General features: G+C 46.2%; 15 protein-coding genes. 4 read left to right on the top strand and 11 right to left on the bottom strand.

Annotated elements, in window-relative coordinates; translation table 11 throughout:
• Positions 1–40: 40 nt before the first annotated feature.
• The 7 genes from QMA04_RS14100 to QMA04_RS14070 form a co-directional block, all read right to left on the bottom strand.
• Positions 41–925 (bottom strand): mechanosensitive ion channel family protein, encoded by an 885-nt coding sequence (locus QMA04_RS14100; RefSeq protein WP_290186533.1) that lies wholly within the window; start codon positions 923–925, stop codon positions 41–43.
• A gap of 183 nt (positions 926–1,108) precedes the next feature.
• Complete coding sequence (locus tag QMA04_RS14095) at positions 1,109–2,419, bottom strand: DUF2254 domain-containing protein (protein WP_290186530.1); 1,311 nt, start codon at positions 2,417–2,419, stop codon at positions 1,109–1,111.
• Between the two features lie 564 nt (positions 2,420–2,983).
• On the bottom strand, positions 2,984–4,180 hold the full coding sequence (locus QMA04_RS14090; protein ID WP_290186528.1) for a cytochrome P450 family protein: 1,197 nt from the start codon (positions 4,178–4,180) through the stop codon (positions 2,984–2,986).
• A 93-nt stretch (positions 4,181–4,273) separates the two neighbouring features.
• Complete coding sequence (locus QMA04_RS14085) at positions 4,274–5,065, bottom strand: enoyl-CoA hydratase/isomerase family protein (RefSeq protein WP_203340947.1); 792 nt, start codon at positions 5,063–5,065, stop codon at positions 4,274–4,276.
• A gap of 18 nt (positions 5,066–5,083) precedes the next feature.
• On the bottom strand, positions 5,084–5,809 hold the full coding sequence (locus QMA04_RS14080) for a 2-phosphosulfolactate phosphatase (protein WP_290186525.1): 726 nt from the start codon (positions 5,807–5,809) through the stop codon (positions 5,084–5,086).
• Positions 5,810–5,813: 4 nt separating this feature from the next.
• Positions 5,814–6,881 (bottom strand): phosphotransferase family protein, encoded by a 1,068-nt coding sequence (locus QMA04_RS14075; protein WP_290186523.1) that lies wholly within the window; start codon positions 6,879–6,881, stop codon positions 5,814–5,816.
• Positions 6,882–6,949: 68 nt separating this feature from the next.
• Positions 6,950–8,566, bottom strand: coding sequence for a long-chain-fatty-acid--CoA ligase (locus QMA04_RS14070; protein WP_290186521.1), 1,617 nt, complete (start codon positions 8,564–8,566; stop codon positions 6,950–6,952).
• 368 nt (positions 8,567–8,934) lie between these two features.
• Between QMA04_RS14070 and rsgA the strand changes: the two genes are divergently transcribed.
• Positions 8,935–9,990 carry a ribosome small subunit-dependent GTPase A gene (gene rsgA, locus QMA04_RS14065; protein ID WP_290186519.1) on the top strand — a complete coding sequence of 352 codons (1,056 nt, stop codon included), beginning with the start codon at positions 8,935–8,937 and terminating at the stop codon, positions 9,988–9,990.
• Positions 9,991–10,025: 35 nt separating this feature from the next.
• On the opposite strand, the gene QMA04_RS14060 is transcribed toward rsgA, so the two are convergent.
• From QMA04_RS14060 to QMA04_RS14045, 4 genes are all read right to left on the bottom strand, one after another.
• The gene (locus tag QMA04_RS14060; RefSeq protein ID WP_191716630.1) at positions 10,026–10,667 is read right to left on the bottom strand and encodes a response regulator; all 642 of its coding nucleotides are present in this window, start codon (positions 10,665–10,667) and stop codon (positions 10,026–10,028) included.
• Between the two features lie 16 nt (positions 10,668–10,683).
• Positions 10,684–11,799, bottom strand: coding sequence for a GAF domain-containing sensor histidine kinase (locus QMA04_RS14055; RefSeq protein ID WP_191716651.1), 1,116 nt, complete (start codon positions 11,797–11,799; stop codon positions 10,684–10,686).
• Positions 11,800–12,071: 272 nt separating this feature from the next.
• The gene (locus tag QMA04_RS14050; RefSeq protein WP_290186516.1) at positions 12,072–13,772 is read right to left on the bottom strand and encodes a phospho-sugar mutase; all 1,701 of its coding nucleotides are present in this window, start codon (positions 13,770–13,772) and stop codon (positions 12,072–12,074) included.
• A 191-nt stretch (positions 13,773–13,963) separates the two neighbouring features.
• Positions 13,964–15,508, bottom strand: a complete 1,545-nt coding sequence (locus QMA04_RS14045; RefSeq protein WP_191716632.1) for a carbon-nitrogen hydrolase family protein — start codon at positions 15,506–15,508, stop codon at positions 13,964–13,966.
• A gap of 132 nt (positions 15,509–15,640) precedes the next feature.
• On the opposite strand from QMA04_RS14045, the gene QMA04_RS14040 reads away from it, so the two are divergent.
• The 3 genes from QMA04_RS14040 to QMA04_RS14030 are packed head-to-tail and all read left to right on the top strand — an operon-like array spanning position 15,641 to position 17,439.
• Positions 15,641–16,072 (top strand): disulfide oxidoreductase, encoded by a 432-nt coding sequence (locus tag QMA04_RS14040; RefSeq protein ID WP_191716633.1) that lies wholly within the window; start codon positions 15,641–15,643, stop codon positions 16,070–16,072.
• Positions 16,069–16,539: a thioredoxin family protein gene (locus QMA04_RS14035; protein ID WP_203340940.1), complete on the top strand. Its 471-nt coding sequence runs from the start codon at positions 16,069–16,071 to the stop codon at positions 16,537–16,539. Before QMA04_RS14040 ends, QMA04_RS14035 begins: the two co-directional genes overlap by 4 nt.
• A 54-nt stretch (positions 16,540–16,593) precedes the next feature.
• Positions 16,594–17,439, top strand: coding sequence for an RluA family pseudouridine synthase (locus QMA04_RS14030; protein WP_290186513.1), 846 nt, complete (start codon positions 16,594–16,596; stop codon positions 17,437–17,439).
• Position 17,440 lies beyond the last annotated feature (1 nt).

Raw genomic sequence — 17,440 nt, 5'->3', positions numbered from 1 at the left:
ACACAATAAAAGTCCATGGCTTTTCGGAAGCCATGGACTTTTATTGTGTTTCATATACCGTTTTAGCCAATTTCACATCATGGTTAATAAAATCTTCCGCAATGGCATGGCGAATATTGCTTTCAAGCCTTTCTTTCATTTCAACATCAGCCACTTGTACTTCCACTTGGAAATCCAATGCCGAATTCCGGAAATCAATAAACCGAACATCGGCTTTTTTTTCAGGTATCCCTTTCATCAATTCCGCCGCCTTTATTGCGGCATCTTTGAGAATCCTTTCAATTCGTTCTGTATCGCTGCCGTATTCGACACTTACGACAACCCGAGCATATAATTGTGCACTGGAACGATTTTTAACGATTTGTTCGATAAAATACTGATTGGGAACTACCAATGTACCTTCTTTCAATGTCTCGATAACAGTTGATCTGAGTTTAATTTTTGTAATACGTCCAATCTTTTTATCGATTTCCACCATTTCACCGACTTCCATCGGCCTTTCAAACAGAATAATAATGCCTGATACAAAGTTGGCAGCTATATTGCGCACACCGAAGCCGATGCCGATTCCTAGAACACTGAACACGAAACCGAGAGCTGTTAAATCTAAGCCAACTGTCGTGAAACTGATGGCCAATGCCAGGAACATCACCACGTAATACAGAAGCCGATTAATAGTATAGCCCATGCCAATGTCAATATTGAATTGTTCATAAACAAACGGCATGACGTAATGGTTAAATGCTTTTATGAGGCGGCTGGCAAATGTCACAATCATTATAGCCACTATTATGAGCAGAATGGATATCTCCACTCCTTCTGTTTCGTAAAAAGGCAGCGTTAACCATTGTTCTCTGGAAAAATAGAAGAGGAAGAAAAGGATGCCTCCGTAGAGCACAAGCCAATTTAAGACATCTTCAATCACTGGGTAAATACGCTCTTTGAAATCTTTGGAAGGGCTCAGCTTCCTAAAGAGGAATAAAACCAGAGATTTTGCTATGAGTATCAAAGCAAGATAAACGAAGAACATGAAAAATTCCCCGATAGACAAATTCCGTAAGATATCAATTCCTTTAAACAACTAGCTGCTTTGCATCATTTCCCTCCTTTACCGGCTGATGACGGGCGATTCTAATAAGATATTATAAGAATGCCGGCCAGTGGCTTCAGCAAGTTGGTCGACCTTTCGTTGAAGCGCAATATGATCGTATGATTTCAACTGATTTTGATCGATGTTTTCCAGAATATAGCCGTGAACTTCCCATAGTTCTTGGTGATGCTGGCAGGGTGCAAGTTCAGCTGCCACTTTCAATGATTCCATCATGGAGGTCAAAACCGAGATATCTTCTTTTCCATAATGGGATAACTGGTAAAAAGTATTGTACAAGATATTTTTATAAGATGGAAAACGGTACAGCACCCGCTCACTTTTCTTGCCGCCCCCCAAAAGGAATGGACCAGTTTTCAAACAGCCTAATTGCCCTAACAGGCGACCTAGCCGGATGATGATTTCATTGGCAGTGTTGGGATCGTTAATCCCAGGAGAAATAGCACGCAAGGCAACTTCGACTAGTTTTTGAATCGCAAAATCGAAATCCTGTTCAGAAGTCCTGGAAGTCCCGAGCGAATAAAATCTTGCAACAGGAAGCTCCGACTCCTTTACTTTGTAAATATGAAAAATCGGCTTGCCTTCGTATACATAATCTCCAGTTTTGACAAGAATCTCTACTTTCAAGTCATGTTTTTCTGCGTAATCCACCAGCTTGCCAAAAGAAAGGTAGTGAATATAGCCTTCTTTTTCTGCCTGATGGATTTCTTTGATGCCAATCGGATTCCATTCTATTGCTTCTCCGTTTTCGCTTTCTTGCAATTCTCTGATTTTGGAAATAGCTCGTTCTGTATCTCCAATCAACTCATTGACTAATTGACCAACCTGCACATGGGTAGCAATGTAATGAATAAAGTAAGCAAAAGTGGAGAGACAGAAAAAGGCGATAACAATTCCAACAAACGTGGAAATTACGTCAGTACTATATAAATCATCTCTCATAAACAGCAATGATAATGTATTGTAAATGAAGCCACTGAGAAAAATCCCCAAAACTCGCCAGGTAATTTTATCGTGAATGAAATTTTTTAATGTTCGTGGTGAAAATTGTGAAGAATACATAGTCAGAACAACCAGTATTGTTGAAAAAGTAAAGGTGGTCATGGTCAAAAGTGCACCTGATAGACTCCCCATAATAGTCTTAGCCAGATCAACATTCGTCAATAAGATTGAAGGGATATAAGGCTTGAGTCTTTCAATGTATAAAAGATCAATGTAGAAAAACGTAATCGACAGGAGAACTGCCATCAAGATATACAAAGCTGGAGTAAGCCACAGTTTTTCCTTCATCCAAAATGATAGCGACTTCATATTTCCTCCCCTCTCTTGTCACGCCCTTTCTAATCCCCTTTCCCTTGATGGCTTTTGGACAAACAAAAAAGGCTGGATAGCTTCCAGCCCAGCTTATAGATAAAAGAATATTTATGTCGTTCAAAGGGTGAATATGCAATTTATTGTCTTTCTATTGGATCCTGCACTCCAGGCGGACGCTTTCCTGCAGGCTTGCGCCGAACTAACTCGGACTGGCGCCCGAGTGGATTTCGGCACTTCGCTATCCCGCTGGAGTCGCCGCCTTGCGTTTCGGATCTTTGTATGAAGGAGTTACCAAGTTTATTAGGACGATGGTTTCCGGATCCTGACTAGCAGGCTATTTCCTTTGATTGAAGCTACACGCCCCCGATCGGGCCGGCCACGGAGACTCTTTTGGGAGCAGCGCAGCGATGCAGGAGCACGGGTTTTTCCAGTGACGTGGAGGCTGAAGCTGAGCCCACGGAACGCGAAGTGGCGGGACCGGTTGGGGTATGCATTGCTATTCATTTTGGAAAGACTTTGTCTACAGTCTGAGGCTGGATAGCTTCCAGTCTTTTTTCATCTTCATTTGAGCAGCATCGGCAATTCCTTGACGCCGCGGACAATCATGCCCGGCCGCCAATTTAATCTATCGCTGCCTGCAGCCAGTCTCATTTGAGGAAACCGTTTCAACAGACTGGCGATGGCAATTTCCCCTTCCAAGCGCGCTAGAGGTGCTCCAAGACACATATGAATTCCTTTACCAAATGCCAAGTGCGGACTTTTTTCACGCTCGATATTGAATAGCTCAGGATGTTCGAATTGCGCTTCGTCATGATTTGCAGAATTCAACGACACTACCACCAAATCGCCTTTTTTCAGTTGTTTTCCTTGAAACTCAAAATCTTCGCCCGCCCATCGCGACGTACTGAATTCTACAGGCCCATTGAAGCGCAAAGATTCTTCGATGGTTTGAGTAATCAGCTCAGGCTGCTGTTCCAACAGTTGTCGCTGCTCGGGATGTTCCATCAGGGACAGCACTGTATTGCCGATCAAATTCACCGTGGTTTCATGTCCGGCGATGATCAACAACGTCACTACACCATACAGCTCGCGTTCGCTCAACCGGTCACCTTCTTCCTCCGCTTGAATGAGGCTGCTGATCAGATCATCTCCCGGTTGCTCCCGGACTTTCGCAAACCACTGTCCCAGGTATTGGACAAACTCATTCATGTGCTGATAGACAGTAGCTCCCAGTTCTCCACTAGTCCCTTCAATTAGTGAATTGGACCAAAGCCTGAATTTATCACGGTCAGCCGAAGGAACACCCAAAATTTCGCAAATGACAATAATCGGCAAGGGAAAAGCATATTCATCAATCAAGTCGACTTGACCTTTTCCTTCCATATCCGCTAATAGTTCATTCGTTATTTCCTGGATCCTGCCCCGCATACCCGAAATCATTTTAGGCGTAAAAGCTTTCTGGGCAAGTCCGCGCAGCCGTTTGTGATCCGGCGGGTCAGCAAATAGCATGTTTTGTGTAAAGACACTTAACATGTCCATACTGCCCCCATAGATTTTCGACATATCCTTAATAAAACGGGGGTCTTTCAAGACTTTTTCTGCGTCTGCATATCGCGTCACCATCCAGCCGCTCTGGCCATCGGGAAAACGAACCGCGTGCACAGGGTCCTCTTCCCGTAATTTGCTGTAAACCGGATAGGGATTTTGTGTAAATTGTTCCGAAAACAAGCCGTAATTACCGGTACGGTCTGAAGTCATTGCCACTCCTCCTTTTTCCTTTTCTATACCCCTCCTCCATTGGAATCATCTCGTTCAAATTTACCAAATTCTCCTATATGTTATTCCTTCAATTCATAGCACACTTTGCTTTCCACTAAACACGGGTTTGCGTTTTTCCTTAAAAGCAGAGACGCCTTCCAAATGATCTTCTGTCGTAATCATCATTGCTTGCGTGATGCGTTCCTGTTCCAGGATTTCCGCCAATCCCATCGTCGCCGATTGATCTGTAATTTTCTTCATCAGCCCGAAGGCTTTAGCTGGGCCGTTCGCCAATTTTTCAGCAAAGCGGAAGGCCTCTTGCTCCAATTTTTCCAGTGGATGCACATGATTGATGATGCCCCATTGATGAGCAGTTTCAGCAGTGATCGGCTGTGCGTTAAAAAATAATTCCTTGGCGCGGTAAGGGCCGATTAGGCGTGGCAGGAAATACAAACCGCCCCCATCTGAAATCAACCCCACTTGAGAAAAGCTCATAACAAATTTGCTGTCTTCAGCCGCTAAGATGATGTCGCTCGCCAAAGCGATGTTAAAAGCAGCTCCTGCTGCAAAGCCATGGACCGCTGCGATGATCGGCTTTTCCAGTGAACGCATCGCCAATACCACTTCGTTCAATTTTCCGATATGGTCATATGTTTCTTGAGATCCCGCTTGGCCCATCGTCTTCACATCTCCACCTGCAGAAAATGATCTGCCTGCTCCTGACAGGATAATTGCCCGGATGTCCGGATTGCTGGCAGCGCCCAGTATTTCACGATGTAACCCTTCAATCATTTCAGGGCTGAATGCATTCAAACTGTCAGGCCGATTCAGTTGCAGCGACAGTACAGCCCCTTGCAATTTAACGTTTAAGTGTTTGTTTTCCATTTTGTTTCCCCCTCAATCTTATTTGATAACCAATTTCCAATCTTCTAGCCAAGGCACAAGGTCGATCAATCCGCAATCAGCAATAAAATCAATTTCTTCTTCAAATCCACTGCGCATCAGCATTTCTCCCACCCGTGAATCCTTCAAAATTTTTTCTGCCTGGTGAGCATTCGAACGGTAAAAAAGACGCGCTGCTTTTGCCGAATCCGTCAACTCCCAATGGTTTGTTTGGTTCATCAGACAGTCTATAAAATACCCCGCGCCATATAAATCCTCCATGCAAAATTCTCCGCCTGATCCTGAACAGACGGCGACAATCGTTTCTCCACGATGGACTGCAACTATCTTCTTTGCCACTGCCTCCCCATTCAACAAACTAGCGGTGTACACTTTCTTTGCAGCAGCAGATTTTCGTATGGCTACGGTGCCATTTGTGGTCGACAGCAGTACGGTTTTCCCTTTGATTTGCTCCTTCAACTGCAACGGATTTGGATCTAAAAAACCTTCGATGGTCTTGCCGTTGTATTCCCCGACCAAACAAAAACTGTCAGTTTCTCTTCCTTCCGCCTCACGGAGCGCTTCATCGCCATTCAATACCGGCACAACTTCTTTTGCCCCATGCCAGAAACAGGCGGTAATGGTCGAAGTCGCCAGCAGCACATCGAATATCACTGCGGTTTTATCTTCTTGCATTTTGGCATCATCAATCTCTTCTTTTTTCAACAACACATGAAGTTTCGGCACCGATTCACTCCCTTTTCGCTGTCGCCAACGCATGCTGCATCAAACTTTTGACAAATTGGTCAAAATGAGAAAAACGCGAATCCTTTGTTTGTCCTTTTTTATAACGGTAGTAGATTTGCTGGATGATCACAGCCAACTTGAAGTACGCGAACGTTGAATAAAAGTTCATATTTGAAACGTCCCGCCCACTTTTTTCACCGTAGCTGGCGATAAATTCATTGCGGCTATAAAACCCGTCCAATATCGTAACCGGCGGTTTGCCGAGCCCATTTTTCAGCAATTCAGGATCATCTCCCTGAATCCAGTAGCTCATTGCCACCCCTACATCAGCCAGAGGGTCACCAACTGTTGTCATTTCCCAATCAAACAGTCCTGTGATGTCAGAAAAATCTTCCGAAAATAAAGCGTTGTTCAATTTGAAATCATAATGGATGATGGTGGGTTCCCCGGAAACCGGAATGTGTCTCAGCATCCACTCTTTCAACTGCTCGACGCCTTCAATGTCGTCAGTCCGGGCGCGTTCATAACGCCCAATCCATCCTTCCACTTGGCGTTGCATGAAGCCCTCGGGTTTTGCAATGTCTGCCAGTGATGTTTTTTTGTAATCCAGCGCATGAAGTTCAACAAGCAAATCGACCATTTTCTCCGAAATTCTTCGTCCCAACTCTTTTGTCGGTTCGATGCCTTCCGGGAAGTCCGTATCCAATACGATGCCATGCCGCCTTTCCATCACAAAAAAGGGACTGCCGATAATGGATTCATCAGCTGAAAATACAAAGGGCTTTGGCGCTGTTTTAAAAACCGGATGCAGAGCCGACAGGATTTTGTATTCACGCTCCATGTCATGTGCTTTCGGAGCGACCGGCCCTAAAGGCGGTCTTCTGAGAACAGCTTCCCAGCCGCCGATTTGCAAAGCATATGTTAAGTTTGAATGCCCTGTGCCGAACTGCCGGATTTTCAGTTCTCCTGCTGGCAGCTCATCGATATGATGGCGCAGAAATTGTTCGAGCGCCACATCATCCAATTCTTCTCCAGCTCTTACCGGAATCGTCATATGTTCCTGTATCGACATGTCCTTTCACCTCTTCAACTAAATTTCCGTGCTTCCAGAAATAGGCTGGAATCTCGTGTGTTCTTTAGCTATTCCATCGAGTTCTGTTGTTCCCGAAGTGCACGCCTCAAAATCTTCCCGACATTGGTTTTCGGCAATTCATCCCGGAATTCAATGGCGCGCGGTACTTTGTAGGCAGCCATCTTGTCTTTCGCCCAACTTATCAACTGTTCTTCGTTGATGTCTGCCCCTTGTTTTTTTACAATAATCGCTTTGACGCTTTCCCCACGGTACGGATCGGCAATTCCAATGGCCACCGCTTCCTGGACCGCCGGATGTTCATAAAGAACTTCTTCAACATCACGCGGGTAGACATTATAGCCACTTGAAATAATCAGATCTTTTTTGCGGTCGACAATATAGACATAACCGCTTTCATCCATCTTGGCGATATCCCCTGTAAAAAGCCAACCGTTTTTTAATGTACTTGCTGTCTCTTCCGGCATGTTCCAATAGCCTTTCATCACTTGCGGTCCGCGAATGATCAATTCCCCTATCTCTCCGGTCGGCACATCTTCTTCTCCCGTAGCCAAATCGACGATTTTGTACTCCGTAGAAGGAAAACCGATTCCGATGCTTCCTGGCTTTCTCTCGGCAAAAGGAGGATTGCAATGCGTAACCGGTGACGCTTCAGACAACCCATAGCCCTCTAAAATTTTGGCTCCTGTTTTGTGTTCAAATTCCTTCATGGTTTCCAGAGGCATCGGCGCACTGCCGCTATTGCATACATTGATGCTATCGATTCCGTACTCTTTCGCTTTCGGGTGGTTGGTAATGGCAATATACATCGTCGGTACCCCCGGGAATGTCGTTGGCTGCTCGCGCTTGATCGTTTCGAGTACTTCTTCAAGGTCAAAGCGTGGCAATAAAATATTTTTGGAACCGTTCAAAACCGATAAATTCATCGCGGATGTCATGGCAAATACATGGAATAATGGAATGACCGTCAGGCAGCTTTCTTCACCGAATGTCACTTCATCCTTAAAAAACTCCTGCGCCTGCAAGGCGTTGACAGCAATGTTCCGGTGAGTCAGCATAGCACCCTTTGATAACCCGGTCGTCCCGCCTGTGTACTGCAATACGGCTATATCTTCCGCTGGATCAATGACAACTGAATCGACCTTGCCATCTCCTTTTCCGATAAACGATTCAAAATAGCTGGCTTGGTCAAGTTCCTGATTTTTCGTTTCAAAACTGACGACAATGATATTTTTTAAAGCAGTATCTTTTGCGATTGCTTGAATGCGTGGGTATAGAGGCTCGTATACGATGATGGTTTCCGCTCCTGAATCGTTCAATAAATAGCTCAACTCTTTTTCCAAGAGCATCGGGTTTATTTGCGTGACAATGGCGCCAGCTTTTAAAATCCCATAATACGAGATGATGTATTGAGGGCAATTCGGCAGCATGATGGCAACGCGATCATGCTTATGGATTCCAGTTTGCTGAAGTGATGAAGCAAAGAGCGTCGAGAAAAGGTCCAATTCTTTGTAGGAGATTTCTTTCTGATAAAACTTAATTGCGGTATGATCCGGAATTTTCTCCGCTGTTTCCGTAAGCAATTGCGGCATTGTCTTCTCCGAAAACTTCATCTCTGCAGAAATACCTTTTGGATAATGGCTTTTCCAAGTCTGTTCTGTCGTCATTTTTCATCCTCCTCAGTAGTTGAAAACACATTGGACATACCAAAACAATACTAACCAGTTGGTATGTTCAGAATATTACCATTATGTTAGCGTTTTCATTTTCAAAATGCAAGTCTTCATTTATCATTCAATAGAATCTTCAGAAAAATATCTTGACGTTCAAATTCCCTTGCGGTATTGTAGATTTAACTTGAAGAAAGAGGTGAGGCATTATGGCGATTTTATTTTTGAATACACAATTCCAGTCTATAGTGTCTCCTTCTGTGTATCGCTGACGATACGCTTCTTCCATTATGCCCGGAGACCATGGACTGCGAATTGCGCGCATCCGTGGTTTTTTATTTTGCATAAATTAGGAGGAATTATCATTGACGAACATTAACCAGTACGGCTGGAACTCCAGCTGGCAAGAAAAAATAACCGTATCAGGAATCCCTGGCCGCGTTACTTTGGAACATAAGAATTTATACCGTGTCATCACAAATGAAGGAGAATGGCTCTGCTCGTTGTCTGGTAAATACCGTCACCGGCATAACCGCATTGAATTTCCTTGCGTAGGGGATTGGGTCGTGGTCGAGCAGATGCCTGGAGAAGAAAAAGGCATCATTCACCAGGTGCTTCCCCGGACCTCTCAGTTTTCAAGAAAAATGGCAGGGGAAACATCGGATATCCAATTGATCGCCGTCAACATCGATACCGTTTTTCTGACGATGTCACTGAACCATGATTTCAACATCCGTCGGCTGGAACGTTATTTGCTGGCGGCTTGGGATTCGGGCTCCAATCCTATTATCGCCTTGACCAAGAAAGACCAATGTCCGGATATCGAACCTTATCTGCGTCAGGTCGAGAACGTGGCATTTGGCGTTCCGGTTTATGCAGTATCTGCCCTCACAGGCGAAGGAATCGATGAATTGCAGAAGCAGTTGGCCGGTTCCAAAACGGGAGCCTTGCTCGGTTCTTCCGGAGTCGGCAAATCATCTCTGATCAACGCTTTGTCCGGCAGTGAACAAATGATGGTGCAGGACATCCGAGAAGATGACAGCAAAGGGCGCCACACGACGACTCATAGGGAAATGATTCTTTTGCCTGCAGGCGGATTGATGATCGACACGCCTGGTATGCGCGAATTCCAGCTCGGTGATTATTCAGAAGGCGTGGAAGCGGGTTTCAGCGATGTCGAAGAATTGGCGCTCGCTTGCCGTTTCCGTGATTGCGCCCACAATGATGAACCGGGATGCCGCGTCCAGGAAGCTCTCCAAAATGGGGAGCTGGCTGCCGGACGTTACCGAAGCTACTTGAAGCTCAAGCGCGAGCTCGCGCACATGGAACGAAAAAGCGATGCCGCTGCCCAGAAAGCCGAGCGCAGCAAATGGAAACAAGTCACTAAAGACAGCCGGAAACGGCCCGTTAAAAAACGTTAAAAAAGAGTGCGACGGAATTTTCCGTCGCACTCTTTTTAATTTCTTCCCGGTTCTGTCAGCCCATGCTTGACGGCATATAGCGCCGCCTGCGTCCGGTCTTGGACAGCCAGTTTGATGAAAATATTGGAAATATGGGTCTTTACCGTCTTTTCTGTAACGAACAATGCCGACGCAATTTCCCGGTTGCTTTTGCCTTTTGTCAATTCGGCCAATACTTCTTGTTCTCTCGGCGTCAACTGGTTGACGGTATGCGGCGCCGGTTCCGTTGGAGCTTTCATCAGCTCGGAAGACGCTTTCGGATGAAGGGTATTTTCACCGCGCATCAAACTGCGCAATGAAGCCACCAGTTCGTCGGGTTCAATGTCTTTTAACTGATACCCTGCCGCTCCTGCTTCAATCGCCGGCACTACATGATCCTGATCTGAAAAACTGGTCAGCATCAGGACGATGATCTCAGGATACTGTTCTTTAATTTTCCGGGTAGCCTGGATGCCATCCATGACCGGCATCACTAAATCCATCAGGACGATATCCGGCTGAAGGACAGCAGCCATTTCTACTGCTTCTTGACCGTTTACTGCTTCCCCTACCACTTCGATGTCCTTTTGTGTTTTCAAAAAGAACAATAAGCCTCGCCGCACCACATGATGGTCATCGGCTATCAATACTTTCACCATGTTCTTCACTCCTTCATTAATACGGAATCCGGACCAGGATTTCCGTCCCCTTGCCAATTTCACTGGACCAATCGGCTGTTCCACCTTCTGCTTTGGCGCGGTCCCGTATACTTTGGATGCCGATAGATGGCAGATGCACCTCGTGATCGAAGGCGAATCCCCGTCCTTCATCCCTTAAAACCAATAACACATCGGTTGCAGTGACCGATAAATACAATTCCACTTTATTGACGCCGGCGTGTTTTCGCACATTATTCAATGATTCCTGGGCAATTCGGAATAAGGTCTCTTCAATCCGTGAAGGCAATTGGATGACGCCCGTCATTTTTGTTTCAACGGTCAACCCAAGCATTTCGCCATAGCCTTTGATGGCCTCCAACAGCCCACTTTCCAGCCCTTTCGGCCGCAGTTGCCAAATCAACGCCCTCATTTCATTCAACGCTTCCTGCGTCAGGTGTTGGATATCCCGGAATGTCTCCTGAACGGACAGATCTTCCGACATTTCGACGCCTCCACGGGCAGTCAATGTCACCGAAAACAGCAATTGGTTGACCGAATCATGCAAATCACGCGCTAACCGGTTGCGCTCTTTCACGAGTGCCAATTCCTGTTCCTGTTTGGTCAGTCCGATCCGCTTGATGGCCGATCCGATCTGAAAAGCCACCGATTCCAACAACGCCAATTCATCTTTTGAAAAACCGACAGTGTCCGGTGCCGCAATATTCAGCAGTCCAAACTTTTCTTTTCCCGATTGCAGAGGCACTGTCGCATGATGCGTGATGCTGCCTTGCTTTCGTGCTTTGGCTGGCATGGCATTTTCAATACGTTGGCAGGCGATGATATTCGACGCTTTATCCAGATCGCCATCATGGTAACGTTTGACGCACCAGCATCCTCCTTTTTGAAGATGGCGGCAATTATTGTCTTCCAATGGTGCCGGCAGATTTGCCTGCGCCACCAGTTGATGCTTTCCTTTTTCATTAATAAAAAATATCCACGCTGTCTCAAAAGTCGAAGCACTCAATAATTTCCGGATCGCACCATCCAACATACGCGCCATGTCCGTTTCTTCATTGAGCAATTCGGCTATTTCTTTCAATAACGTGATATTGGAGGGTTCACTCATAACCATCATCATCCACCTCATTCATGCTGATTTAACCATACACTTTTCCACACTAATCCTCCCTCGTACTTTTGTACGAGAAAAGCGAAAGCGCCCGTGTAGCTCTGCCGGGCATAAGACAGACCGGCAGTGTGGCGTTCTTTGCCACGCAGTTGGGCTGGCTTATGACCCAAAGAGCTGGGCGCTGGAGTCTGGACACCGAGAAAAGTGGAAGCGCCCGTGTAGCTCTGCGGGCATAAGACAGAAAGGAAAAGCCCCCTTTTCAGGGAGCCCGATCCTCAACGGCTATTGACTTCTTCCAAAAACGATTCCTTCAGCAGTTCCAGCTTTTCGTCGCTTTCCTGCTGGGTTTTGGCGGTGATTCCGAAATAATACTTTACTTTCGGTTCCGTGCCGCTTGGGCGTACACATACCCAGGAACCATCCTCCAGGAAGTACTTGATGACATTCGACTGTGGCAACTCGATTTTTTCATCGGTGCCCAAGTCGACGAAAACTCGGTTCTGTGTTTCATAGTCCTCAATCGACACGACTGGAATCCCTGCCAAAGCCTTAACCGGTTCCGTACGCAAGTTTTCCAACAAGGCTTTGATTTCGCGCGCGCCATCAATGCCTTTTTTGGTGACCGATACCAGCGATTCCCGGTACCAGCCAAAGCGGTTATAAAGTTCAACCAGAACATCGTGAAGGTTTTTTCCTTGTTTCTTATAGAATGCTGCCGCTTCGACAAGCAATAAGACCGACTGCACAGCATCTTTGTCCCGTGCAAAATCACGGATCAAATAGCCGTAACTTTCTTCGTAGCCGAATAAAAACTCAAATTGCGGATTGGCATCATTATGCTTTAATTTTTCGCCGATGAATTTAAAGCCAGTCAGGACATCTTCACAGCCGACGCCATAAGAATCAGCAACCACTCGGCCGAATTCCGATGTAACGATGGTCTTGAAGATGCGCCCGTTTGTCGGCAAAGTGCCTTTTGCCTGTTTCTGGCTAAGCAGATACTCGATCAAAATAGCACCGGTCTGGTTGCCGCTCAATAATTCGTATTGGCTGCCGCTCCAGACTGCAATCCCGACACGGTCTCCATCCGGATCCACAGCAATCAGCAGATCAGCTCCTGATTTTTTGCCGTATTCTTTCGCCAGTTCGAAGGCAGAACCTTCTTCGGGGTTCGGTGATGCGACTGTCGGAAATTCACCATTAGGTTCCATCTGTTCAGTAACATAGGTGATTTGATCATAACCCGCTCGATCGAGCAGGTTTTTGACTGTCGCACCCGAAGCGCCATGAAGCGGTGTGAAAACTGCTTCGATCGGGCTGGCTGAGTGTTCTTGGACCGTCAGTGCATTGGATAAATAAGCTTCATCCAATTTCTCATCAATGCGCACGAGCAGCGATTCTTCATAGCCTTCATTGACGATGGACAGTTCATCTTCCACACGGCTGACGTAGTCGATGACACGGTCTGCATCTTCCAGATTCAATTGGGCACCGTCTTCTGCATATACTTTATAGCCGTTGTATTCCGGCGGATTGTGGCTTGCCGTAATGACGATGCCCATGAAAGCATTCAAATAACGGACACTGAATGATAATTGCGGTGTCGTCCGTGGACCGCTGTATAAATACGTATGAATGCCGTTCGCGGCAAATGTACGCGCTGCTTCTTCCGCAAATTCCGGGGACATGCGGCGGCTGTCATAAGCAATGACCATTCCACGTGACATCGCCAATTCGCCATTTTTTTTTATGTAATCGGCAATTCCCTGTGACGCTTTTCGGACGGTATAGACGTTCATCCGGTTTGTGCCCGGTCCAATTTCCCCGCGCATGCCTCCAGTACCGAAAACCAAATCCTGATAAAAAGCATCTTCCGCGGATTTTTCGTCTTCCATCAGCACAGTCAATGACTGACGTGTTTCTTCATCAAGTGCATCATGCTCCAACCACCGTTTAATGCGTTCTTTCCATGACATATCCATTCCTCCATCCATAATGATCTAGCTTGAATTACTCATCCTCATCTGTTGATATTCTACAAAACAACTGCGCATTCCTGCAGCAGCTCTGCCTGAAGCCTTCTATAAAAAGAATATTCTTTTGTTTACTCTTCAGTTTAGCAAATATTCCAAAGAAAAGCCGCTCCCATTTTTGGAAGCGGCTGTGATCAGTCTTTTTTGTATTCGACACGGTAGACATCATGGCGACGGTCTTTCAGTTGCTTGACTGTCCCGTTCTGGCGTTGGCGGCGCAGAATTTCCAAATCGACATCTCCAATGAGCACCATTTCCAGGTTGGCATTGGTTTCTCCGACAATTCCATCACGCGCAAATTCGAAATCGGATGGAGCGAAAATACCTGATTGGGCATATTGGATGTCCATGTTTTCGGTTTGCGGCAAGTTGCCGACAGTTCCGGAAATGACTGTGTAAATTTGGTTTTCCACAGCACGTGCCTGTGCACAATAACGGACGCGCAAGTATCCTTGGCGGTCTTCCGTACAGAATGGAGTGAAGATGATGTTCGCTCCCATATCTGTCGCAATGCGGGCAAGTTCAGGGAATTCAATATCGTAACAGATCTGGATGGCGATTTTTCCGCAATCTGTATCGAAGACGCGGACAGAATCCCCGGCAGAAATTCCCCACCATTTGCGTTCATTTGGTGTGATGTGGATCTTATACTGTTTGTCGATTGAACCGTCACGGCGGAACAAGTACGCAATGTTGTAGATTTCGTCATCTTCTTCTTTAACGAAATGCGAACCTCCGATGATGTTGACGTTGTAGCGGACAGCAAGATCTGTAAACAATTCAATATACTGAGGCGTGTACTCCGTCAACTTGCGTACGGCCTGGCTTGGCGATGGCTCGTTCAGGAATGACATCAGCTGCGTCGTGAAGATTTCAGGGAATACAACGAAATCCGAATGGGCATCTGAAGCCACGTCCACAAAGTATTCAACCTGGCTGGCCAAGTCATCGAATGATTTAATGGCGCGCATCAAATACTGCACGACACAGATCCGGACCGGCAAGCTGGTTTTGAAATGGCGTTTGGAAATCGGCTTGTAATCAACATTGTTCCATTCCATCAATGTCGCGTATTTGCCTGAAGCCAAATCATCCTGCAGGTAATTCGGGTTGATGCGCATCAATTGGAAGCCGTTCATCAACTGGAAAGTCAAAACCGGATCATAGATTTTATGGCGCGATACTGAATCGACGTATTCACGCGGCGACATTTCATCTGCATGTTTATGGTAATTCGGGATGCGCCCTCCGATGATGATCGACTTCAAGTTCAATTCGCGCGCCAATTCCTTGCGGGCTTCATATAAACGTTGTCCGACTTTCATTCGGCGGTATTCCGGATGCACCATGACTTCAATGCCGTACATATTGTAACCGTCGGGATTGTGGTTGGTGATATAACCAGCGTCCGTTACATCGTCCCAAGTATGGCGATCATCGTATTCATCAAAGTTAATCAACAAACTCGAACATGAGCCAATCACTGTGCCGTCCAATTCAGCGACCATCTGGCCTTGAGGGAAGACCCCCAAATGGCTTCTCAGTTGCTCTTCTTTCCAAGGATCCATTCCAGGAAAGCATAAACGCTGCATTTCCAGGATGGCATCTATATCTGCATAATTCATTTCGCGAATGATCATGCTTTTTTCAAAATGGGATAAATCGAATTGTTCTGCCACAATACAGCTCTCCTTCACAAAAGTTTCAAACTTTATTATATAGGAATGTCGCTCAGGTTGATATTATTTTACTTGTATCACGATAACATTTATAATTCTATGGAAGTATTTATTGAAAAGAGGGAACATCAAATGACGAAACGCCAGGAAAATGTTTTGCTTTCCATGTGGGTTGTGGCACTTATCGCCACAGCGGGTTCTCTTTATTTTTCTGAAATCCGCGGATATGCCCCGTGTGAGCTTTGCTGGATCCAACGCATTTTCATGTATCCGCTGGTTATCGTCATCGGCGTGGCCTATGTACAGAAAAATGTCCGAATTGCTGCCACCACGTTGATTTTCTCCATCGTAGGCGGAGGGATTTCCCTTTACCATTACGGACTCCAGAAGCTCGATTTTCTGGCAGATTCCGCCCCATCCTGCGGTCAGGTGCCGTGTACCGGAGAATACATCAACTTGCTCGGATTTATCACCATTCCGTTTTTGGCGTTGACTGCATTCATCCTGATCGCTGGAATGAGCATTTATTTAGTTAAGTCCCTTAAGGAGGAAAAAGCACAATGAAGAAGTTACTGATCATCGCAGGTATTGTCGTTGTCGTGTTTGCCGGCATCATTTTCTTGACCAACCAGGCAAACAATGAAAAATTGGCGGACAATCCGTACGATACAGAAGATTTGGAACAAGCAACTATTGATCAATTAGACGATGAAAACTACCAGAACATTGTCGTACCGGCTGAGTTGGAAGAGAAAATTGCCAGCGGCGAACCAACCACGGTTTATTTTTTCAGCCCGACTTGCCAATATTGCCAACAGACCACACCGGTGTTGATGCCAGTTGCTGAAGACATGGATGTAGACGTTTTGCAGTATAATCTGTTAGAGTATGAACAGGGCTGGCAGCAATACATGATCGAAGCAACACCAACATTGATCCATTATGACAATGGAGAAGAAGTTTCACGTTGGGTCGGCGCACAGCCGAAAGAGAATATTGAAAAGTTCTTCACCGATGTAGTTAAAAAATAACTGACAAAAGGATCATGTGCCTTGCGCATGATCCTTTTTTATGGAGGAAACCAGATGACTTGGAGTTATGAAATCAAAGACGACGGCATGACTGTCGAAGAATTATTGAGAACCGAATGGGGCCTCGGCAAGAAAGTGGTCCATCAAATGCGCATGGCCAAAAGCGTCAAAAACGAAAAATTCCAGGAAGTGATCTGGAAAGAGCCATTGCCGGCGGGTACCATCCTGCAATTCGATTTGCCCCCTGCCGACTCACCTTATGAGCCGAAACACGATGTAGAGCTTCCGGTTTTATTCGAAGATGACCACTTTATCGTTGCCCGCAAACCGAAAGGCATGGCTACACATCCCAATGAGGTCGGACAAACCGATACATTCATCAATGCCATTCTCGGCCACATCATCCGTAACGGCGGATCGTACGGCGAGCATGTCCACCGCTTGGACCAAGGAACTTCCGGCCTGTTGATGGTCGCAAAGCATCCTGTTGCCAAAAACGTGCTGGACCGCATGCTGGAACAAAAGCAGCTGGTCCGTGATTATGAAGCTGTCGTCAAAGGCAAGGTCCATAATAAATCCGGCACCATCGACTTCCCAATTGGCCGCGACCGCCACCACCCGACGCGCCGCATGGTTTCCCAAACAGGACAAAGTGCTGTGACCCACTACCGCGTCCTCAAGCAAATGGAAGGCAAATCTTTGCTTCACCTGACGCTTGAAACCGGACGCACACACCAAATCCGTACACACCTTTCACATATCGGCCATCCGATTATGGGAGATACACTTTACGAAGGGCCGCCGACACAAGACGGCGCTTACCATCTGCATGCTTTCCGCATGTCCTTCATCCACCCGTTCACCAATGAAAAAGTGGTTGTTGAAGACTCGGCTAGATAAC

The sequence above is a fragment of the Planococcus sp. APC 3900 genome (genome assembly GCF_030407735.1).
Classification (GTDB): Bacteria; Bacillota; Bacilli; order Bacillales_A; family Planococcaceae; genus Planococcus; species Planococcus notacanthi.
Note: the sequence above shows the minus strand (reverse complement) of the source record. Positions and strands in the feature narration are given on the sequence as shown.